The 22347-nt window shown below is 43.2% G+C and carries 16 protein-coding genes; all 16 read left to right on the top strand.

Features of this window, described 5'->3' with window-relative positions; translation table 11 throughout:
• The first annotated feature begins 8 nt into the window (after window positions 1-8).
• The 16 genes from rsmH (at window position 9) to gltB (ending at window position 22346) form a co-directional block, all read left to right on the top strand.
• Window positions 9-968, top strand: a complete 960-nt coding sequence (gene rsmH / locus IGI77_RS13245) for a 16S rRNA (cytosine(1402)-N(4))-methyltransferase RsmH (RefSeq protein WP_010749771.1) — start codon at window positions 9-11, stop codon at window positions 966-968.
• Window positions 969-973: 5 nt separating this feature from the next.
• Complete coding sequence (gene ftsL, locus IGI77_RS13240) at window positions 974-1393, top strand: cell division protein FtsL (protein ID WP_005228796.1); 420 nt, start codon at window positions 974-976, stop codon at window positions 1391-1393.
• On the top strand, window positions 1394-3589 hold the full coding sequence (locus IGI77_RS13235; protein WP_087627818.1) for a penicillin-binding transpeptidase domain-containing protein: 2196 nt from the start codon (window positions 1394-1396) through the stop codon (window positions 3587-3589).
• Window positions 3590-3608: 19 nt separating this feature from the next.
• Window positions 3609-4571: a phospho-N-acetylmuramoyl-pentapeptide-transferase gene (gene mraY, locus IGI77_RS13230; RefSeq protein WP_010749769.1), complete on the top strand. Its 963-nt coding sequence runs from the start codon at window positions 3609-3611 to the stop codon at window positions 4569-4571.
• Window positions 4572-4583: 12 nt separating this feature from the next.
• Window positions 4584-5942, top strand: a complete 1359-nt coding sequence (murD, locus tag IGI77_RS13225; RefSeq protein WP_128431585.1) for a UDP-N-acetylmuramoyl-L-alanine--D-glutamate ligase — start codon at window positions 4584-4586, stop codon at window positions 5940-5942.
• 15 nt (window positions 5943-5957) lie between these two features.
• Window positions 5958-7052 (top strand): undecaprenyldiphospho-muramoylpentapeptide beta-N-acetylglucosaminyltransferase, encoded by a 1095-nt coding sequence (gene murG, locus IGI77_RS13220; protein WP_010749767.1) that lies wholly within the window; start codon window positions 5958-5960, stop codon window positions 7050-7052.
• Between the two features lie 86 nt (window positions 7053-7138).
• Window positions 7139-8122 carry a cell division protein FtsQ/DivIB gene (locus IGI77_RS13215; RefSeq protein WP_081116377.1) on the top strand — a complete coding sequence of 328 codons (984 nt, stop codon included), beginning with the start codon at window positions 7139-7141 and terminating at the stop codon, window positions 8120-8122.
• Between the two features lie 153 nt (window positions 8123-8275).
• Window positions 8276-9598, top strand: a complete 1323-nt coding sequence (gene ftsA / locus IGI77_RS13210) for a cell division protein FtsA (protein ID WP_005228814.1) — start codon at window positions 8276-8278, stop codon at window positions 9596-9598.
• A gap of 31 nt (window positions 9599-9629) precedes the next feature.
• Window positions 9630-10874 carry a cell division protein FtsZ gene (ftsZ, locus tag IGI77_RS13205; protein ID WP_005228816.1) on the top strand — a complete coding sequence of 415 codons (1245 nt, stop codon included), beginning with the start codon at window positions 9630-9632 and terminating at the stop codon, window positions 10872-10874.
• Window positions 10875-10886: 12 nt separating this feature from the next.
• Entirely contained in the window at window positions 10887-11558 is a 672-nt protein-coding gene (locus tag IGI77_RS13200; RefSeq protein ID WP_074536072.1) for a YggS family pyridoxal phosphate-dependent enzyme, read from the top strand.
• A gap of 16 nt (window positions 11559-11574) precedes the next feature.
• Window positions 11575-12228, top strand: coding sequence for a cell division protein SepF (locus tag IGI77_RS13195; RefSeq protein WP_010749764.1), 654 nt, complete (start codon window positions 11575-11577; stop codon window positions 12226-12228).
• Between the two features lie 26 nt (window positions 12229-12254).
• Complete coding sequence (locus IGI77_RS13190; RefSeq protein WP_005228822.1) at window positions 12255-12518, top strand: YggT family protein; 264 nt, start codon at window positions 12255-12257, stop codon at window positions 12516-12518.
• An 18-nt stretch (window positions 12519-12536) separates the two neighbouring features.
• Window positions 12537-13319, top strand: a complete 783-nt coding sequence (locus IGI77_RS13185) for an RNA-binding protein (protein WP_010749763.1) — start codon at window positions 12537-12539, stop codon at window positions 13317-13319.
• A 20-nt stretch (window positions 13320-13339) separates the two neighbouring features.
• Complete coding sequence (locus IGI77_RS13180) at window positions 13340-14095, top strand: DivIVA domain-containing protein (RefSeq protein ID WP_005228824.1); 756 nt, start codon at window positions 13340-13342, stop codon at window positions 14093-14095.
• 583 nt (window positions 14096-14678) lie between these two features.
• The gene (gene ileS / locus IGI77_RS13175) at window positions 14679-17474 is read left to right on the top strand and encodes an isoleucine--tRNA ligase (RefSeq protein ID WP_438770201.1); all 2796 of its coding nucleotides are present in this window, start codon (window positions 14679-14681) and stop codon (window positions 17472-17474) included.
• A gap of 366 nt (window positions 17475-17840) precedes the next feature.
• On the top strand, window positions 17841-22346 hold the full coding sequence (gene gltB, locus IGI77_RS13170; RefSeq protein WP_205589251.1) for a glutamate synthase large subunit: 4506 nt from the start codon (window positions 17841-17843) through the stop codon (window positions 22344-22346).
• Window position 22347: the final 1 nt, after the last annotated feature.

The following is a 22347-nucleotide window of genomic DNA, read 5'->3' as shown; positions in this document are numbered from 1 at the left end:
AAAAACACATGGCAGATTTTCAACACTACACCGTTATGCTACAGGAGACCGTTGATGGGTTAAAGATTCGTCCAGAAGGCGTCTATGTCGATTGTACATTAGGTGGAGCCGGTCATAGTGAATATTTATTGTCGCAACTGTCTGAAGAGGGACATCTCTTTGCTTTTGATCAAGACCAAACTGCTATCGATCATGCGAAAGAACGTTTAGCACCATATGTTGCTAAAGGAATGGTTACGTTCATTAAAAGTAATTTCCGCTATTTAAAGGAAGCATTGCATCAACACGGTGTGAGCCGAGTCGATGGGATTTTGTACGATTTAGGTGTTTCCTCACCCCAATTAGATGAAGCCGAACGCGGCTTTAGCTACCACCAAGATGCACCGCTGGATATGCGGATGGATCAAACTGCAACATTGACTGCCTATGAAGTAGTCAATCAATTCGACTACCACCAATTAGTCAAAATCTTCTTCCGTTATGGAGAAGAGAAATTCTCGAAACAAATCGCTCGTGAAATCGAGCGGGTGCGACAAGATCATCCAATCGAAACAACGGGTGAGTTGGTCGATATCATCAAAACAGCCATTCCGGCGCCAGCAAGAAGAAAAGGCGGACACCCTGCAAAACGGGTTTTCCAAGCCATTCGCATTGCAGTCAATGATGAGCTAGGTGTGATTGAAGAATCACTTGAACAAGCGATCCATCTTTTAGCAGTCAACGGACGTGTGAGTGTCATCACGTTTCACTCTTTAGAAGATCGCATCGTGAAATCGATGTTCAAGGAATACAGCACACCGAAGGATATGCCGCCAGGTTTGCCGATGATACCAGAAGAATTCCAACCAACACTTAAACTTATAACAAGAAAACCACTACTTCCAACTGAGGAAGAAGTAGCTGAAAATAATCGTTCTCGCAGTGCGAAACTGCGAATCGCGGAAAAAATCAAGGAAAGCGAAGGGTAACAACTATGGCAGAACTAAAAGTTCATGACTATGAATTCAGAGAACCACTTGAATCACAACCTATGGAACACTCTGAACCGACAACTGAAAAACTGCCTACTGATCCCCAGCGTCCTGAGGTCATCCGCGTACCAGCATCTCCGGCTCGTCGGTTAAAAAGCATTTCTACTCTGGAAAAACTGATCGCTGCCTTTGTGATCATCTCTGTATTGACGTTGGCGATCTTGACCATCAATATTCGAACCAATATCAGTCAAGTCGAACACGATATTTCTTTGATCCAATCGGATATCAATGAAAAAACAACACAAGCAGAACAGTTGGAACAAGAGAAAAATGAACTTTCTAAAACCGAGCGCATCCAAAAGATTGCTGAGGATAATGGATTGTCGATCGATGACGGCAATTTAAGGAAAGTGGACTAAATGAAGTTAACAGATAAATTCAAGCAATACTTAAAAAAGAACAATCAAACTACAACGAACAATCGCAAAAAAGTAGGTATTATTCTCTTTGCTACGAGTATTGGATTGTTCTTTTTGTTTGTCACGCGTTTGAGCTACATCGTCATTGTCGGAGATGTCGCTGGGACTTCCTTAGCTGAAAAAACGAAAAATCTTTATGAAGGCAGTGAAGTCATCAAAGCGAAACGTGGAACGATCTATGACCGCAATGGGATTCCAATTGCTGAAGATGTGACTTCCTATTCAATTTACGCTGTTTTGAACCAAAATTACAAAGATGGCAAAAAGAATCTTTTTGCAGAAAAAGCAAACTTCAATAAATTGGGCAAAATCTTGTCGGATGTATTGTCCATCGACCAAGAAACAGCAGTCAATACATTAGAAGAAGGGCTTGAGCAACAATTATGGCGTGTTTCTTTTGGAAGCAAAGGGAACAATATTACATTAGAACAAAAGAATGCGATTGAAGATGCAATGGAAAAAGAAGGGATTGCTGGCTTTCATTTTGACAGTCATCCAGCTCGTCTTTATCCGAATGGTGTCTTTTCTTCTCACTTTATCGGGTATGCTGTTGCCAATGATGACGATACTGGTCTAGTTGGGAAAACGGGACTAGAAGCTGCGTACAATGACGTGCTTTCAGGGACCGATGGCGAGATCGTTTATCAAAAAGACAACAATCAAAATCCGTTGCCAGGAACCGTAGCCGAAACTGTTGCAGCGGTGGATGGAAAAGACGTCTATACGACAATTGATAGTCGAATCCAAAGCTACTTGGAAACGCTGATGGACAGTGTCTTTAAAGAAAACAAACCAGAAAACTTAACAGCGAACTTAATGGATGCAAAAACGGGTGAAATCGTGGCGATGGCGCAACGACCAACCTATAATCCAGAAAATTTGGATTCCATCAATGATTGGCAAAACCTATTAGTTGAGGACAACTACGAGCCAGGATCAACCATGAAGATCTTGACGACGGCAGCAGCGATCGATCAAGGGATCTTTAATGAAAACGAAACTTTTACCCCAAGCCCCGATGGAATGAAACTTTATGATGCAACCATCAACGACTGGGACTTCGGTCAAAAAGGAACACTGACGATGCGCCAAGCACTTTCATGGTCGAGTAATATTGGAATGGTGACCTTGGAACAGCGAATGGCAGATCGTTGGCAGCAATACTTAAAAGAATTTGGTTTTGGTCGCAGTACCTATTCAGGATTGCCTAACGAAAATACTGGGATCACACCAGAGGATAACCCTGTCAGCCAAGCGATGACGTCATTTGGTCAAGCGATTGGTGTGACGAATTTCCAAATGATGCAGGCCTTTACGTCGGTGGCAAATAACGGAACGATGTTGAAACCACAATTTATTAGTAAAATCGTTGATGGCAATACAGGAGAAGAAACGGTCACACAACCAGAAGAAGTTGGCCATCCCATCACAGCAGAAGCGGCAACAAAAGTACGGGAATATATGCGTGATGTTGTCGAAAGTGAAAATTACGGAAGTGCTTATGGTGTCTATGAACTACCGGGCTACAATATTTCCGCGAAAACGGGGACAGCCCAAGTAGCCGATCCAACGACCGGTAAGTATTTGTCTGGTGGTACCAATTATCTGTATTCTGTTGTTTTGATGTTTCCTTCAGAAGAACCTGAATATATTTTGTATTTGACGATCAAATTGCCAGAGAAGCACGAAAGCACCGTGTTGGGTGAAATTGCCAATCCATTGATGAAACGAGTCATGGATCTGAAAAATTCTGCATTAGAAGATAGTACAACCTCTGGTAGTGAAACGACTGTAGGGGATTATCGTAATCTTGATACAGAATCAGCGGCAACTGACGTTCAAAAAGCTGGGTTGACCCCTGTTGTCATCGGTGATGGCGAGAAGGTCATCGCACAGTCCGTTGACAGCGGCACTTCGATCATGCCTGGCGGACGGGTACTGCTGATTACGGATAGCGACAAGTATTACATGCCTGATACGACCTCCTGGTCCAAAGCAGATTTGATCAAATTTGGCAGTCTGTTGAATGTGGACGTCAGTTTTGAAGGGGACGGCTATTGTACCAAACAGAGCGTGGAGCCTTATACTGAGTTATCGGGACAATCGATCAAGTTTACACTAAGCGAAAACGAATAGAATAATAGGAGAGAACGATATGGAATGGACAGAGATGATATTACCTTTGGCAAGCGGCTTTGCGATCGTAACAGCCGCAATGCCTTTGTTTATCGGCTATTTTCAAATGAAGAAATACGGACAGGAAATACGTGGTGACGGCCCTAAATGGCATAACGTAAAGGCTGGTACACCAACGATGGGTGGGTTTGTATTTTTGATTTCTGCAATGATCACTGCAATTTGGGTAGGGGCATGGCAAAATCAACTGACTGCTTCATTGTTCATTCTTTTGTTCATTACCTTGGTTTATGGTGCATTAGGATTTCTTGACGATTTCATCAAGATTTTCCGCAAAAGAAATATGGGCTTAAACTCGCTGCAAAAATTGATTGGACAAATTTTAGGCGGACTCGTCTTTTACTTTGTTTTTCGAGCGGAAGGCAATGCAGACGTGTTAAATTTCTTTGGGATCGATGTGCCACTGTCGATCTTTTACGGAGTGTTCGTCATCTTTTGGCTGGTCGGTTTTTCAAATGCAGTCAACTTGACCGACGGTATCGATGGTCTGGTCGCAGGACTGGGCACGATTTCTTTTTCAACTTACGCACTGATTGCTTGGCGGCAAGATCAAATCGATGTATTGATCGTTTGTCTAGCAATCATTGGCGGATTGATCGGCTTCTTTCCGTACAATCGCAAACCGGCTAAAATTTTTATGGGGGATGTCGGCTCACTGGCTTTAGGCGGTCTGCTGGCAGCAATTTCGATTCTTTTACACCAAGAATGGACCCTCTTGCTTGTCGGACTGGTCTATGTTTGTGAAACAGCAAGCGTGATGCTGCAAGTTGCCTCATTCAAATTAACGGGCAAACGAATCTTCAAGATGTCACCCATCCACCATCATTTTGAAATGAGCGGATGGTCTGAGTGGAAGATCGACACTGTTTTTTGGTGTATTGCGTTAGGTTGCTCGTTGCTCACAATAGCCCTTGTATGGTAGGAGATGAAGAAAATGAAAAAAATTAAAACATATCAAAATAAAAAAGTTCTTGTGCTAGGATTAGCGCGTAGTGGATTCAGTGCGGCCAAATTGTTACATGATTTGGGCGCACTTGTGACCGTTAATGACGGCAAGCCATTTGCTGAAAATCCCGAAGCACAAGATCTTTTGGCGTTAGGGGTCAAAGTGATCACTGGCAGCCACCCAATCGAATTATTGGATGAAGGCTTTTCGTTAGTTGTGAAAAATCCAGGAATCCCTTATTCACAGCCCCTTGTTCAAAAAGCTTTAGAGAAAAAAATTCCTGTAATCACGGAAGTGGAGCTAGCGTATCAAATCTCTGAGGCTCCGATTATCGGCATTACTGGTACGAACGGAAAAACCACCACAACGACCATGATCGCCAATGTCTTAAACGCAGGGATGCAAAAAGGGCAGGCACTGCTTTCTGGGAACATTGGGTTTCCTGCAAGTTCCGTTGCTCAAACGGCCAAAGCGGAAGACCGATTAGTCATGGAATTGTCTAGCTTCCAATTGATGGGGATCGATACTTTGCGACCAAAAATCGCCGTGATCACCAATATTTATGAAGCCCATATCGATTACCATGGCAGTCGTCCAGAGTATGTCCTAGCAAAGTGGCGATTACAACAGCGAATGACTGCAGATGATTATTTGGTGATCAACTGGAACCAGCCAGAACTAGAAGCACTGTCGGCAAAATCAAAAGCGCAAATCATTCCTTTTTCCACCAAGGAAAAAGTAGCAGGCGCGTACATGCTTGACGGTATCCTCTATTATAAAGAAGAAGTGATTATGGCAGCTGATGAACTTGGCGTGCCAGGAGATCATAATATTGAAAATGCATTAGCAGCGATTGCTGTCGGTAAACTTTGCGATATGCCAAACGAAGCCATTAAGCAAGCGTTACAAACCTTTACAGGCGTGCCCCATCGGACTCAGTATGTCACCACCATCAATCAGGTGAAATTTTTCAATGACTCCAAAGCAACAAACATTCTAGCCACAGAAATGGCATTAGGCGGCTTTGATAATGAGAAACTGATTTTATTGGCAGGTGGTCTGGATCGGGGGAACAGCTTTGATGACTTAGTTCCCGCACTAAAAGGGCTAAAAGCCATCGTGTTGTTTGGTGAAACAAAGGAAAAATTAGCCGCTGCTGCTCAAGCAGCAGGGGTAAAAACAATTGAAATGACAGACAATGTTGAAACAGCCGTCCCATTAGCCTTTTCTTTAAGTGCTGCTGGAGATACGATTTTATTGTCACCTGCGAATGCAAGTTGGGATCAATACCCTAATTTTGAAGTTCGCGGCGACAAATTTATGGCGGCAGTAGCAGAACTTAAATAGAAATGAGTGACGGATATGAAAATACTTGTGACTGGCGGCGGTACTGGCGGACATATTTATCCAGCGTTGTCTTTTGTCGATTATGTAAAAGAGATTGACCCGACAGCCGAATTTTTATACATTGGTGCAACAAGGGGCTTGGAAAATAAAATCGTCCCTCCAACAGGTATTCCTTTTAAAACATTAGAAATCCAAGGCTTTAAGCGTAAGTTGTCCTTCGATAATGTAAAAACGATCCAACTTTTCATGAAAAGTTATTACGCAGCCAAAAAAATCATCAAGGAGTTTCAACCGGATGTGGTGATCGGCACCGGCGGCTACGTTTCTGGCGCGGTGGTCTTTGCTGCAGCGAAGTTGAAAATTCCTACAATTATTCATGAACAAAATAGTGTTCCCGGAATCACGAATAAATTTCTAACCAAATATGTGGACAAAATCGCCATTGCCTTTCACGATGCGTCCCAGTACTTTCCAGCGAAGAAAACGGTGCTGGTGGGGAATCCCAGAGGTCAAGAAGTACGCAACAGTCAAAAGTCAGCGATCTTGTCTTCCTACGATTTAAATCCGGCGAAAAAGACGGTCTTGGTTTTTGGTGGGAGTCAAGGAGCACTGAAAATCAATCAAGCGATCATTGATGCGCTGCCGCTGTTTGCTCAAAAAGAGTATCAGCTTCTCTATGCGTCAGGTGAACGGTATTACAAAGAGATCGAAGAAAAAATCGGCATGTCAAAAGATGCCTTTCCTAATATCAGTATTCGCCCTTACATTGATCAGATGGCGGAAGTGATGGCAAATAGTGATTTGTTGATTGGACGAGCAGGAGCCACATCGATCGCAGAATTCACTGCATTAGGGATTCCAGCGATTTTGATTCCTAGTCCTTATGTGACCAATGACCACCAAACGAAGAACGCCCAAAGTTTAGCCAATGCAGGAGCAGTCAAAATGATTGCCGATCATGAACTAAACAGTCAAAACCTCGTGGAAGCAGTAGACAGTATCATGCAAGATGAAGCCCTTCGTAGTAAGATGGCAAAAGCCTCAAAAGAACAAGGGATCAGCGATGCCTCAGAACGATTATTTCGACTTGTGCAAGAGGTAATCAAATAGTACAATGTGTGGGATAGAAAGGAGCGATTATCATTAGTAAAGACAAAACACCTCATGATGATCAAACCCCCTCGTCAACGGAAGAGTTGACCCCTTGGCAAAAAGAAAATCTAAAGTATTTGCAAGAAAAAGGCAATCAGCCAGCTTGGTCTTCTCCTGCTCCTGAAGAAACAGAAGATACGTCCAAAGACCATGAAGACGAGCAAGAAGAAACATTTTTTGAAGCAGATGAAGCAATGGAAGAGTCTGTTGATGAGAAGGAAGCATTGCCAGAGCCAGAAAATAAGGCCCGCTCCTTTGCTGATCGGCTGCCTAACCTAAAGGCGTACCGCAACCAAGTGTTGATTCGCCGTTTAGCCTTGATTATTGGATTGTTGATGATTCCTTTATTGATTGTTTTGTATTTCGTTTCGCCCCTTAGTCGTTTGGCGAATGTGGTCGTCAAAGGCAATCATGAAGTATCCGCAGAAGCAATTCTCGAAAATTCGGACCTAACCGTCAATGAAGAGATGTGGCCGCAATTTTTCGAACGTAATCAAAGCGTGTCTGCCATCAAAAAAGAATTGCCACGTATAAAAAATGCCTCAATTTCTCTATCTGGTATCAATCGCTTCGATATCACTGTCACTGAATTTCAAGAAGTTGCTTTACTAGCCCAAGATGGTGGCTATGCGCCGGTTTTAGAAAATGGCGTTGTGTTAGATGAAATCAGTGAGCAGCCAGTGGAAGGATTGCCGGTTTTAGAAAATTTTTCGGCTGAAGATAAAATCAAAGCAACACTTAGTGCCTATCAAGAATTAAGTTCAGAAATTCGCGATGGCGTTTCTCAAATCAAATATACCCCCCGTGACAGCAATGATGAGCTGCTGACTCTCTTTATGAATGATGGCAATCAAGTGATCGTCAACATTTCGAATATGGTGAGTCAAATGCAGTATTATCCGCAAATTGCCAAAGATTTGACCGAGGACAGTATTGTGGATATGGAAGTTGGAATCTTTACTTACCCAATTTCAAATACACAAGAAGACGATGCAGACGAAAATCAAACAGCTGATAGTGATTCTTAGGAAAAATTCAAGAGTTTTTTTCATTAACTTGTTTCTAAAAAGCGCCATTATATGGTAGAATTGGTAACAGTGAACAAATTATTCGAATGAACTCTAAAAACGGACTGTGATGGTTCGCTATATATCCAATTTAAGTAGGAGGGAACCCCATCCATGGCAAAAACGGGAATGTATGTTGGCCTTGATATCGGTACGACATCTGTAAAAGTTGTAGTAGCCGAATACGTTGACAGCCAAATGAATATCATTGGTGTAGGTAATGCAAAATCAGAAGGAATCAACCGTGGGATCATTGTAGATATCGATAAAACGGTACAAGCCATTCAAAGAGCAGTAAGACAAGCAGAAGAAAAAGCAGGAATTCAAATTCGCAGTGTAAGTGTTGGTGTACCAGCCAATCTTCTTGAAGTGGAAAATTGTCAAGGAATGATCGCTGTCAATAGTGAATCAAAAGAGATCACCGACGAAGACGTGCGTAATGTTGCCTCCGCAGCACTCGTTCGTTCTACCCCTCCTGAAAGACAGATCATTGCTATTTTACCGCAGGAATTTACCGTTGATGGTTTTGAAGGAATCAAAGATCCTCGTGGCATGATCGGGGTTCGCCTAGAAATGTTTGGTGTTGTGTATACAGGACCAAAAACCATCATTCACAACATTCGCAAATGTGTTGAAAAATCTGGTCTGATTGTTAATGAAGTAGTCATTACGCCATTAGCACTAACGGAATCGATTTTATCAGACGGTGAAAAAGATTTTGGTACGATCGTCATCGACATCGGTGGCGGCCAAACAACCACAGCAGCGATGCACGACAAGCAATTGAAATTCACCCATGTGAACCAAGAGGGCGGCGAATTTGTCACAAAAGACATTTCGACGGTTTTAAATACCTCTTTCAACAATGCAGAAGCATTGAAGATCAATTATGGGGATGCGTATCCTGAACGCACTTCAGCCAGCGAAGAATTTCCGGTTGATGTGATCGGAAAATCAGAACCAGTGAAAATCGATGAACGCTATTTATCAGAAATCATTGAAGCCCGTATGGAACAAATCTTCACCAAATCAAAAGAAGTCCTAGACGAAATCGATGGACTTGATTTACCGGGTGGCGTGATCTTGACTGGTGGCGCTGCAAGTCTTCCTGGTGTCGTAGATCTTGCTCAAGAAGTATTCGAAACAAACGTCAAGCTTTACGTTCCTAATCATATGGGACTTAGAAATCCTGTTTTCACGAATGTGATCAGTATCGTTGACTATTCGGCAAACTTAAGCGAAGTGTACCAGCTTGCCAAAAGTGCGATCACTGGTGAAAAAACAGTGGCGCAACAGCCCGTTGCTATTCAACAACAAGAAGTGCATTACGAACAATATGAAGCGCCAGAAGAAACTTATGAAGAAGCAGAAGAAGAGAAAAAAGGTGAGTCGATCACAAACCGAGTAAAAGATTTCTTCTCAAATATCTTTGAATAATCTAAAACGATTCTCAGGAGGAAGATAAATTATGGAATTTTCAATTGATAATAACATCAATGACGGCGCTGTGATCAAAGTCATCGGAGTCGGTGGCGGTGGCGGCAACGCAGTTAATCGTATGATCGAAGAAAATGTCAAGGGCGTAGAATTTATTGCAGCCAACACTGACGTTCAAGCGTTAAAAAACTCAAAAGCAGAAACAGTCATTCAATTAGGCCCTAAATATACCCGCGGACTTGGTGCTGGCTCTCAACCAGAAGTTGGTCAAAAAGCAGCGGAAGAAAGTGAAGATTCTATTCGCGAATCATTAGAAGGCGCAGACATGATTTTCATTACTGCTGGTATGGGTGGCGGAACCGGAACAGGTGCTGCACCGATCGTAGCGAAAATCGCTAAAGAAATCGGCGCGTTGACAGTCGGTGTCGTTACTCGTCCGTTTACATTTGAAGGACCAAAACGTGGCCGTTTTGCGGCTGAAGGCATCGCTAAATTAAAAGAGAATGTCGATACCTTATTGATCATCTCAAACAACCGTTTATTAGAAGTTGTTGACAAGAAAACGCCAATGCTTGAAGCATTCCGTGAAGCAGACAATGTCTTGCGTCAAGGGGTTCAAGGGATCTCAGACTTGATCACTGCACCTGGCTATGTCAACTTAGACTTCGCTGATGTGAAAACAGTAATGGAAAATCAAGGCACAGCCTTGATGGGAATCGGTGTTGCTAGCGGGGAAGAACGTGTAATCGAAGCAACGAAAAAAGCGATCTCTTCACCATTACTAGAAACGTCAATCGATGGCGCAGAACAAGTGCTATTGAACATTACTGGCGGATTGGATATGACTTTATTTGAAGCACAAGATGCTTCTGATATCGTCGCTCATGCGGCAACAGGCGACGTAAACATTATCTTAGGTACATCAATCAATGAAGACTTAGGCGATGAGATCCGTGTGACTGTCATTGCAACCGGCATTGACCCTTCAAAAAAAGAACGGGGTTCTCGCTCTAGCAGACAAAGCCAAGGTCAAATTCATTCTATCCCTCAAAAACCAACATTAGATATGGATCAAGCACGCCCAGCGCAAGCAGAAGAAAGCAATGGCTTTGGTGATTGGGATATCCGCAAAGAACAAAATGTACGACCTAAAGTAGAAGAAAACACATTTGAAAATGTAGAAAAGAAAGAATTCGATACCTTCAGCCGTGATGAAGTACGTTCGAATGATGACGACGAATTAAGCACACCACCATTTTTCCGTCGTAAACGCTAGGGGGCAGAGCACATGATTTCTGAGAACTTGCACAAGATTCAGCAAGAGATACAGGATTCCTGTGCTCTTGTTTCTAGAAATGCCAATGATGTCTGTTTGACAGCTGTGACAAAATCCGTCGATACAGAAACAACAAGAGTCCTTTTAGAAAATGGTGTGCGGGATTGTGCAGAAAATCGAGTAGAAAAACTACTTGAAAAGAAGGCAGCACTAAAGGATTATCCAGATGTCCGTTGGCATTTTATTGGCAATTTGCAACGCAGAAAGGTAAAATCAATTATAAATGAGATTGATTTTTTCCATGCGTTAGATTCAATCAAACTGGCACAAGAAATTCAAAAACGAGCAGAGCATCCGATCAACTGCTTTGTGGAAGTGAATGTTTCGCAGGAAGCAACGAAACAAGGGATTTTTGTTGAAGAGGTAATGGCTTTTATTGAAGCACTTGCTTCGTTCGACAAAATTCGTGTTGTTGGATTGATGACGATGGCCCCGCTCACTGCTTCCAAAGACGAGCAGCATCAGATTTTTAAAGAATTAAAAAGGATTCAACAACAGATCGCTGACCTGCATCTTACACATGCCCCTTGCTTAGAAACGAGTATGGGAATGAGTAATGATTTTCCCATTGCGATTCAAGAAGGTGCAACATTTATTCGTGTAGGAACAGCATTATTTCAATAAAAAAGGAGGTTGACCGATGTCGCTCAAAGAGAAACTGACCAATTTTTTTGGATTGACTGACGAAGAAGATTACTACGAAGAAACATTTGCCACGGAAGAACCGGCACGCACAGCGTCTAAACAAGCTGTGAACCAAGGAGGAGCTTTTACAGCCCCCAGAGCAACCACGAATACGTATGCATCTGGCCAAGCGGCAACACGTACAACAAGTCAACCACAAAATCAAGCCTATCAATACAGACAGCAACCACAAGCAGCTGTCTATCAACAAGCCTCAGCTGCGGCTGAACGGGTAAGACCGGTGACGAAGACGGAAGAAAAAGTCGTTCCGATGGCACAACAAAGAAGCAATACGAGAGTCAAAGAAACAAAAGCAAAAGAAACACCCGCACAAGCAGCTGGTAAAATAACGATCGTAGAGCCACGCGTCTATTCCGAAGCGATGGGGATTGCCAAGCAGGTCATCAATGGGGATGCTGTACTTGTTAATTTTCATTTAATTGAAGAGTACCAAGCTCGTCGAATAGTTGATTTTTTAACAGGAACAGTGTACGCTGAAGATGGTGATATCAAGCGTGTTGGCGATGAAATTTTTCTTTGCACGCCTAAGGGTATGGAAATTGAAGGCACTGCCCAAACATTAGCAGATACCAATTTTTTTGATATCTAAAGTGAGGAGGAACGCCAATTTTATTTTTGAGATTCGTTAAATTACTAAGTGATGCTGTTTATCTGTATACCATTTTATTAGTGATCTATGCACTTTTGTCTTGGTTTCCAGGAGGGTATCAATCCGCTTTTGGCCGTTTCTTAGCAAAAGTGTGTGAACCGTATTTGAGTTTATTTGATCGATTGAAATTAAGTTTTGCTGGTATTGATTTTACGATTGCGTTTGCAATTATCGTCTTACAGCTAGCATCACAAGCATTGATATTGATCTTACAATCAATTTTATTTTAACGTAAGGGGTGGTTATCGGTGAACGCAAATGTCTATCAACATTTTCGAAACGATGAACGCCCTTTTATTGATTCCGCTCAAGGATGGATCGAACAAGTGCAAATGCAGTATGCGCCTTACTTAACTGATTTTTTAGATCCGAGACAAGCGTATATTTTAGAAAGCTTGATTCGTCAATCAACGGATTTAAGCTTCCGCTTTTTTGGTGGTTACGAAGCTGCTGAAAGACGACGTTGTTTGATTTATCCCGATTATTATGAGCCCACCACCGATGAGTTTGACATGACTTTGTTTACGATTCAATACCCGAAAAAATTTACGGTGTTGAGTCATGGAAAAGTTTTAGGCACGTTAATGGGGACTGGAGTCAAGAGGGAATACTTTGGAGACATTCTTTCCGATGGTGAAATATGGCAAGTATTCGTTGCCGCTGAAGTCAGTCATTTTATCCAACTCCAAGTGGATAAAATCGGAAACGTCTCGGTGCGCTTGGAAGAAACAAAATACACCGAGTTGATCGTTCCTAAAGATGGCTGGACCGAGGAAAGAGAAACGGTTAGTTCATTGCGTCTTGATACAGTGATCTCTGCCGTATACAACATCTCACGTCAGCGTTCGAAACAGTTGATCGAATCAGGAAAAGTAAAAGTAAACTGGACAGAAGCACTACGACCAGATTTTGTTCTGGATTTACTGGATATCGTTTCAGTAAGAGGATTTGGTCGGATTCAAATACAGGGGTTAGAAGGAACCACGAAAAAAGAAAAAGTTAGATTGTTATTAGGTGTATTACGTAAATAAATCAAAGAGGTGTATAGAATATGGCATTAACTCCATTAGACATTCAAAATAAAAACTTTTCAGTAAAAATGAGAGGATACAACCAAGACGAAGTCGATGACTTTTTGGATATGATCGTCCGCGATTATGAAGAAGCGGTTCAACGCAATCGCGAGTTAGAGAAATCATTGAAACACGCCGAAGAAAAACTAGAGTATTTCAATGAACTGAAAGACGCTTTGAACCAATCCATCATCGTGGCTCAAGATACCGCGGATAAAGTAAAAACAAGCGCAAGCAAAGAATCAGAAGTGATCGTTACGTCTGCCCAAAACCGTGCGGATGAAATGGTTGCTACTGCAGAAAAACATGCCCATGCCTTGATGACCTCAGCGGAAGAAAAAGCCAAAGAGATTTTGACGGATGCAACAGACAATGCCCGTCAATTGGCAACAGAAACAAATGACTTGAAGAAGAAAACCAGAGTCTTCCACAACAACTTATTGGTTATGTTACAAACCCAATTAGAACAAGTGAAGAGCCCCGAGTGGGAAGAGATTTTGGCGCCATTTTCAAGCTACGTGCAAGATTCCCATCAAGTAATCAGAGAAGTTTTATCAAAAGAACTTGACAGTGAAAATGGTTCTGGAGTAAACTCAGAAGCAGTGGACACATTTGATGTGGACGTTGTTGAATCAGATGAAAAAATCGTTGATGTAAGCGAAAGCCCTGAAGTGAAAACATTAGATGATGCGAGAAACTTATTAGACGAATTGAACAAAACAGATAACAACTAAGACACAGAACAGAAAAATTTCTTATATTTTTCAAGCGAGTTTGGGAGAGTGGAAGCCAAATAAAACCCTGTAAGAAATCAGATCATCTGTGAGTTGCGTTCTTTAAAGAGTCGATTATCCAAAGACTCAAGTAGAGAACGACGCCTGATCCCGTTACCGATCATCAAAGAATTGTCTAACGACAAGAAAAATTTGGGTGGTACCACGAACACGTTCGTCCCTTGCCAGGGACGGACGTGTTTTTTGCTGTGAATCACTATGATTGGCTTGCGAAGCAAGACAGAATAGATGATGAACAGTACTAGGCGACCATAGGGAGCGTAGTAACCCTACTAGGAATCACTATGATTGGCTTGCGAGGCAAGACAGAATAGATGATGAACAGTACTAGGCGACCATAGGGAGCGTAGTAACCAAACGAGGAATCACTAGGATTGATTTTTAAAATCAGTGAGACCTAAACACAAGGAAGTCATGGCAACCAATCCATTTTGATACGTTCAATAGAAGCAATTGATTGGTCGAGTCAATGGATTTAGAAATTATACGGAAACGTAGTGAGACGAAAAGGAGCGAAACAAGAATGAAAATGAAAGAAACACTGCATCTTGGAAAAACCGCTTTTCCAATGCGAGGCAACTTGCCGAACCGCGAAGTGGATTGGCAAAAAGAATGGGAAGAAAATCGATTGTATCAACGCCGTCAAGAATTAAATGAAGGCAAGCCAACCTTTGTCTTACACGATGGTCCTCCTTATGCAAATGGGAACATCCATATCGGACACTCATTGAACAAAATCAGTAAAGACATTATCGTACGTTCCAAATCAATGTCAGGTTTCCGTTCCCCTTATGTACCTGGTTGGGATACCCATGGTTTGCCGATCGAGCAAGTGTTGACAAATAAAGGAATCAAGCGCAAAGAAATGAGCTTGGCAGAATACCGCAAAAAATGTGAAGAATATGCTTTGACACAAGTGGATACACAAAGAGCTGACTTCAAACGTTTAGGGGTTTCTGGTGACTGGGAGCACCCATACATCACACTGACGCCCGATTATGAAGCTGCAGAAATTCGCGTTTTCGGAAAAATGGCAGAAAAAGGCTATATCTACAAAGGATTAAAACCAATCTACTGGTCACCATCTAGTGAATCATCACTAGCAGAAGCCGAGATCGAATACAAAGATGTGAAATCACCATCGATCTATGTTGCTTTCCCAGTCGCAGATGGCAAAGATTTGCTTGATTCAGATACATCTTTTGTTATCTGGACGACGACGCCATGGACCTTGCCAGCGAATCTAGGAATCTCTGTGAATCCAACCTTTGCCTATGTTCAAATCTTGGCTGATGGTCGTAAATTTGTCGTGGCAAAAGATTTATTAGAAACCGTGACGAATGAGATTGGTTGGGAATCTGTCGAAGTATTGCAAGAATTGGCAGGCGATCAATTAGAAAAAATGACGGCGCAACATCCTTTCTATGACCGTACGTCTCTGTTGATGTTAGGGGATCATGTGACATTGGATGCCGGTACTGGTTTGGTCCACACTGCACCAGGACACGGGGAAGATGACTACATCGTCAGCAAAAAATATGGACTGGATGTCTTATCACCAGTCGATAGCCGTGGGGTCTTCACAGAAGAAGCACCAGGATTTGAAGGGGTCTTTTATGACAAAGCCAATCCAATGATCACTGAGCTTTTAGAAGAAAAAGGGGCGCTATTAAAACTAAACTTCTTTACTCACAGCTATCCACATGATTGGCGGACGAAAAAACCAGTCATCTATCGGGCAACGCCACAATGGTTTGCTTCAATTGATAAGTTCCGTCAAAACATTTTGGATGAGATCGAAAAAGTAGATTGGATCATTCCATGGGGCAAAACCCGCTTATACAATATGATTCGCGATCGCGGCGACTGGGTGATCTCTCGTCAACGTGCGTGGGGTGTACCATTGCCAATCTTTTATGCAGAAAACGGCGAAGCCATCATCACGCCTGAAACGATCGAGCATGTGGCAAACTTGTTTGCTGAACATGGTTCAACGATTTGGTTTGAAAAAGAAGCCGAAGAATTGCTGCCGGCTGGCTTTACGCATCCAGGCTCACCAAACGGTAAATTCTCGAAAGAAACTGACATCATGGATGTTTGGTTTGATTCAGGTTCTTCTCACGAAGCCGTGTTACGTCAACGTCCAGAATTGACGTTCCCAGCTGACATGTATTTGGAAGGTTCTGATCAATATCGCGGGTGGTTCAACTCAAGTATCACAACTAGTGTGGCGATCAATGAAGTCGCACCATACAAAGCCGTCTTGTCTCAAGGCTTCACCTTAGATGGCGAAGGCCGTAAGATGAGTAAATCTCTTGGAAATACCATTGCACCAGAAAAAGTGATCAACCAAATGGGTGCGGATATTTTGCGCCTTTGGGTCAGCAGTGTTGACTACGAAGCGGATGTTCGAGTGTCTATGGATATCTTGAATCAAGTATCAGAAGTCTATCGGAAAATTCGCAATACCATGCGTTTCTTATTGGCTAACACGAATGATTTTGATCCAGCAAAAGACAGCGTACCATTTGAAAACTTGCGTTCTGTTGATAAATACATGATGGTTCGTTTGAATCAAACGATCAAAACGATCCGAGAAGATGGTTATGAAAAATACAACTTCTTGCATATTTACCGAACAGTCATCAACTTCTTGACAGTCGATATGTCATCCTTCTATTTGGATTTTGCGAAAGATGTCGTTTATATCGAAGCTGAAAATGATTTCCAACGTCGCGCTATGCAAACCGTCTTTTATCAAACAGCGGTTGCGTTGACGAAATTACTAACGCCGATCATTCCGCATACGGCAGAAGAAATCTGGTCACATTTGAAAGAAGAAGAGGAATATGTCCAATTAGCGGAGTTCCCTGGCTATGATACATTTGCTAACCAAGAAGAGCTGCTTGATTTATGGCGTGCTTTCCTTGATTTCCGTGACAATGTCTTAAAAGCATTGGAAGAAGCGCGTAATGCAAAACTGATCGGGAAATCGTTTGAAGCAAAAGTGACTGTCTATCCAACCGAACCGGTTGCGGCATTACTAAAAGCCATTGATTCAGATATCGCTCAGTTGCTGATCATTTCACCGGACTTCTTAACGATCAAAGAAGCAGGTGAAGCAGCACCAGAAGCGGCCTATCAATTCGAAGACGTGGCGATCTTAGTGGAAAAAGCCGTAGGTGAAGTCTGCGAACGTTGTCGTCAAGTCCGTGTGGATGTCGGTGTAGAAGAGCAGCTACCAACACTTTGCGGCCATTGCGCAGCCATTGTCAAAGAAAACTATCCTGAAGCGGTTGCAGAAGGCTTTGAAAAATAAAAAAACGGAAAAAGATGATCCCATTGTGGGTCATCTTTTTTTTGAAATCAATCAAGCTTGTTCCTTGAAAATGGGACATAAGCAGCTGTTTGTGACATCCAAATGAGAAAATCCGCGTTAATTGATAACGATTCTCATTTGTTTGCAATAATTTTACGATAGTTTATTGTATAATAAAAAAACCTTATTAGACGAAGACTCCTGCCTGTGATTTACAAGTAACTACTTGTTCAATGGATGTAAGTAACCCTTGAAGGAAGAAAGTAACGAGATCGGATCAAGTAAAAAAAACTTGCCAGATAGAAAAACAGGTTGTAAACTGTTAAAAATCGGAATATTCAGAAAATTGAAAGAAAGTGTGATTCCATGAGTGATTTAGAGATGATGAAAACAACGAACCAAACGATGTACGATGCTGCTTTTGAAAAAGATGCTTGTGGGATGGGGTTCATTGCTCAGAAAAATGGTCATTATTCCCGAGAGCTCGTCCAAAATGCCTTAACGATGTTAGAACGGATGAATCATCGAGGGGGAACTGGCGCTGAACCTGACACGGGGGACGGAGCAGGAATCTTGATGGCGATGCCAGATCCTTTTTTTCAGCAGCGGGCAAAAGAGGCAGGAATCCCATTACCTGAAAAAGACGCCTATGCTGTTGGGATGTTTTTTTTACCGAAAGAAAAGCTCCGAGCAGCACAGGTCCAAGAAGAAGTAACTAAAGACATTCAACAAATGGGTTTTACGGTTTTATGGCAGCGCGACGTTCCATATGATTATTATCAGTGTGGGCCAGGGGCGCAAAAAGTCATGCCATCTTTTGTGCAAGTCTTTATTGAAAAGCCTGTCGATGTAGCAGCTGGCCGTCCCTTTGAAGATCAGCTTTATCGGCTACGGCGTAAACTGGAAAAAACATATCATACCGATGAGCTGTCTATCTGCAGCTTGTCCAGTAAGACAGTTGTTTATAAAGGGATGCTGCATGCCTATCAAGTTGGCTTGTTTTTCAAAGATCTTCAAAGCCCAGAAATGACTTCGAGTATTGCTTTGACCCATTCTCGCTTTTCAACGAATACCTTTCCAAGCTGGAGTCGGGCGCAACCTTTTCGTTTCTTAGCCCATAATGGCGAAATCAACACGTTACGCGGGGCGGAAAATTGGATGCATGGACATCAGATCGAAGTCTACGATGACGAAAACTCCGATTCTGCGAAGCTGGAAAATTGTATGGAATACTTGTATCGTCAAGGTCGAGACATTCCCCAAGCACTGTTGATGATGGTGCCAGAAGCGTGGTCTAAAGAAGCTGGCTTGACGCCAGAACTGACGGCTTTTAATGAATACAATGCAAGCTTTATGGCTCCTTGGGATGGACCAGCAGCTTTATGCTTTACCGATGGGGAGATGGTGGGAGCTGCCCTTGATCGTAATGGATTGCGACCATCTCGCTACTCGATCACAAAAGCTGGTTTTGTTGTCGTGGCCTCTGAGTCAGGAGTGGTGGATTTACCAGCGTCGGAAGTGATTGAAAAAGGGGTGCTTGGACCAGCAAATATGTTTTTGGTGGATACCCAAAAAGGGATGATCTTACGAAATCAAGAAATCAAAGCGCATTATGCGAATGCCCATCCTTACCAGGAGTGGCTAGCGGAACACCTATTGACACCAGAGCTGCTTCCTGGGACTAAGAAGCAGGAAGAAACAGCAGACGATGCGATCCAGACCCTTTGGAAACGGAATGGCTACACGGATGAGATCATACGCACGTTGATTTTACCAATGGCTCAAACGGGAGAAGAACCAGTGATCTCCATGGGGTTTGATTCACCCTTAGCTATTTTGAGCGAACGTCCCCAATCTTTGTTTACGTACTTCAAGCAACAATTCGCCCAAGTGACCAATCCACCCATTGATGCGATTCGCGAAAAATTAGTGATCGGTACCGAGCTGTTTTTAGGTCGAGATGGGGATGTTTCAAAGGACATCCGAATCAATTGTAATAAGCTGAAGATTGCTAGTCCTGTGTTAAAAACGAGTGAATATGAAAAGATCAAACAGTTAAATCAAAATGGTCAAAAAGCGGTTTTACAGTCGATTCTTTATGATTATGTACCAGAAAACGGGGTAGCTTTGCAACAAGCGCTAGAAGCGCTTTTTAAAGAAACGGAGCAAAAAATCGATGCTGGGGCAACGATCGTCATTTTAAGTGATCGGGAAGTCATCCAAGCGCAAGAAGGAAAAGTGGCGATTCCGATTCTCTTGGCGGTATCAGGCCTGCACAATTATTTGGTGCGAAAAGGCAAACGTTCCTTGGCATCGATCGTTGCGGATACAGCGGAAGTCTGTGAGGTCCATCATTATGCCATGTTAGTCGGCTACGGAGCAAGTGGGGTCCATCCTTATGGGGCTTACCAGACATTGGCGCATTTTGAGCTTTCAGAGAAGATCGAAAGTTACCGCAAGGCATGTGAAAAGGGCATTGTCAAAATCATGTCACGAATGGGAATCTCAACGATCGCCGGTTACCACGGGGCACAATTGTTTGAAGCGGTTGGCATCTCTGAGAAAGTCATCGCTGAATATTTTACCGGCACGGTTACCCGTATCGGTGGTCTCTCGTTAGCGCAAATCGAGCAAGAATATCTGACGCGTTATGAGGCCGCATATGGTGAAAAACGAATGGATTATCTTGATTCTGGCGGTAGTTTCCAGTACAAAGCCGATGGGGAGCATCATTTGTTCAATCCAAAAACGATCTATGGGTTCCAAAAAGCCGTTCGCACAGGCAGTTATGAGCTTTATAAAGAATATGCGGCGGAAATGAATCAAGAGGCATTGGACAATCCAACGACTTTACGGTCTATGTGGACCTTTGCGAACACAAGACGCAGTATTCCGTTAGCTGAGGTGGAGCCTGTCGAAACGATCGTCAAACGATTTAAAGTCGGGGCGATGTCCTACGGCTCACTAAGTGAAGAAGCGCATCGCTGTATTGCTGAAGGAATGAATGCGATCGGGGCAAAATCCAACAGTGGAGAAGGTGGCGAAAACCGAAATCGTTTCAAACCAGTAGAGGGCATTAATTATAATAGTCGCATCAAACAAGTAGCTTCAGGCCGTTTTGGTGTCAACGCCGAATATTTAATGAGTGCAGATGAACTTCAGATCAAAATGGCGCAAGGGGCGAAACCTGGAGAAGGCGGCCAATTACCAGGCAATAAAGTCTTCCCGTGGGTCGCCGAGATTCGAGGGTCTACGCCTGGTGTTCGATTGATTTCACCGCCACCACATCACGACATTTATTCGATTGAAGATCTAGCCCAGCTGATCTATGACTTAAAAGCCATCAATCCGTATGCACGGATCAATGTCAAATTGGTTTCTAGTACGGGCGTGGGTACGATCGCTACCGGTGTCGTCAAAGCTGGCGCAGACGTAGTCGTGATCTCAGGCTATGACGGTGGGACTGGTGCTTCTCCGAGAAATTCGATCCGTGATGCCGGCTTGCCTTGGGAGATGGGGCTTGCAGAAGCCCATCAAACGTTAGCTATGAATCATTTGCGGCAGCGAATGACCTTAGAGACCGATGGAAAATTGATGACGGGTCGGGACATCGCCATTGCTGCTCTTTTAGGAGCAGAAGAATATAGCTTTGCCTCTTTAGCGCTAGTTGCGATTGGTTGTGTCATGATGCGGGTATGCAGTATCAATACATGTCCTGTCGGCATTGCTACACAGAACCCAGCGTTGCGAAAATTTTTTGCTGGAAAACCTGAGCACATCATCAACACGATGTACTTTTTAGCAGAAGATCTACGGGAAACGATGGCTGAGTTAGGATTTCGTACCATCGATGAGATGGTAGGACATGCGGAATTGTTGACACCACGCTTCGTTGCTAAAGGCAAAGCAAAGTCATTAGACTTTTCGAAAATGATTGGGACGACGATCCCAATCGAACGCAAAGTGACCGATCCATTCCTTGAGAAACGTCAATGGCCAGAATTAGATGCTTTTGCACAAGCTGCTATCGACAACAATCAAGAAATCGTGACGAATCATACGATCAATAATGTTCAACGCTCAGTCGGCGCGCGTTTAGGAGGCTGGATCGCGGAACGTTTTGGCAATTATGAAGTTACGCCAGGTCTGTTGCAGTTTACGTATCGAGGTATTGCTGGACAAAGCTTTGGGGCTTTTGCCACCCAGGGCATCCAGTTGAAACTGATCGGTGAGGCCAACGATTATGTAGCCAAAGGGTTAAGCGGTGCCCGCTTGATCATTGTGCCACCTGAAGATGCCGCTTATGACGCAGAGCATTCACCAATTGTTGGTAATGTAGCGTGCTTCGGGGCAAATCGAGGCGAAGGCTATTTCCGAGGCATTGCTGGCGAACGCTTTTGTGTTCGTAACAGTGGAGCCAATGTCGTTGTCGAAGGTGTTGGCGATCATGGCTGTGAGTACATGACTGGCGGTGTCGTGGTGATATTAGGAAAAACCGGCCGCAACTTCGGTGCTGGAATGTCCGGTGGCGTGGCGTATGTTTACGACCCCGATCAAACCTTTGCCGATAAATGCAATCGGGAAATGGTCGATTTATATCGGATTGGCGAAAGCGGCGATGACCACCAACTAAAAGAGATGATCCAGCAGCATTTCGCCTATACAGATTCATTGAAGGCGGCTGAGATCCTAGAAGATTGGGAAAATCAGCAGCACCATTTCATCAAAGTCTATCCGACAGAATACCATCAGATGATCCAAGCGACGGAGACCTTGGCGGACCAAGGGTTTGTCGGAGATGAACTTGTGACGAAAGCCTTCGAAGCTGTCGTCGGTCCACAATTGACCATCCCAGGAAAGGAGCGTGACTAAT

The organism is Enterococcus sp. DIV0213h (assembly GCF_051711285.1).
Classification (GTDB): Bacteria; Bacillota; Bacilli; order Lactobacillales; family Enterococcaceae; genus Enterococcus_D; species Enterococcus_D casseliflavus.
Note: the sequence above shows the minus strand (reverse complement) of the source record. Positions and strands in the feature narration are given on the sequence as shown.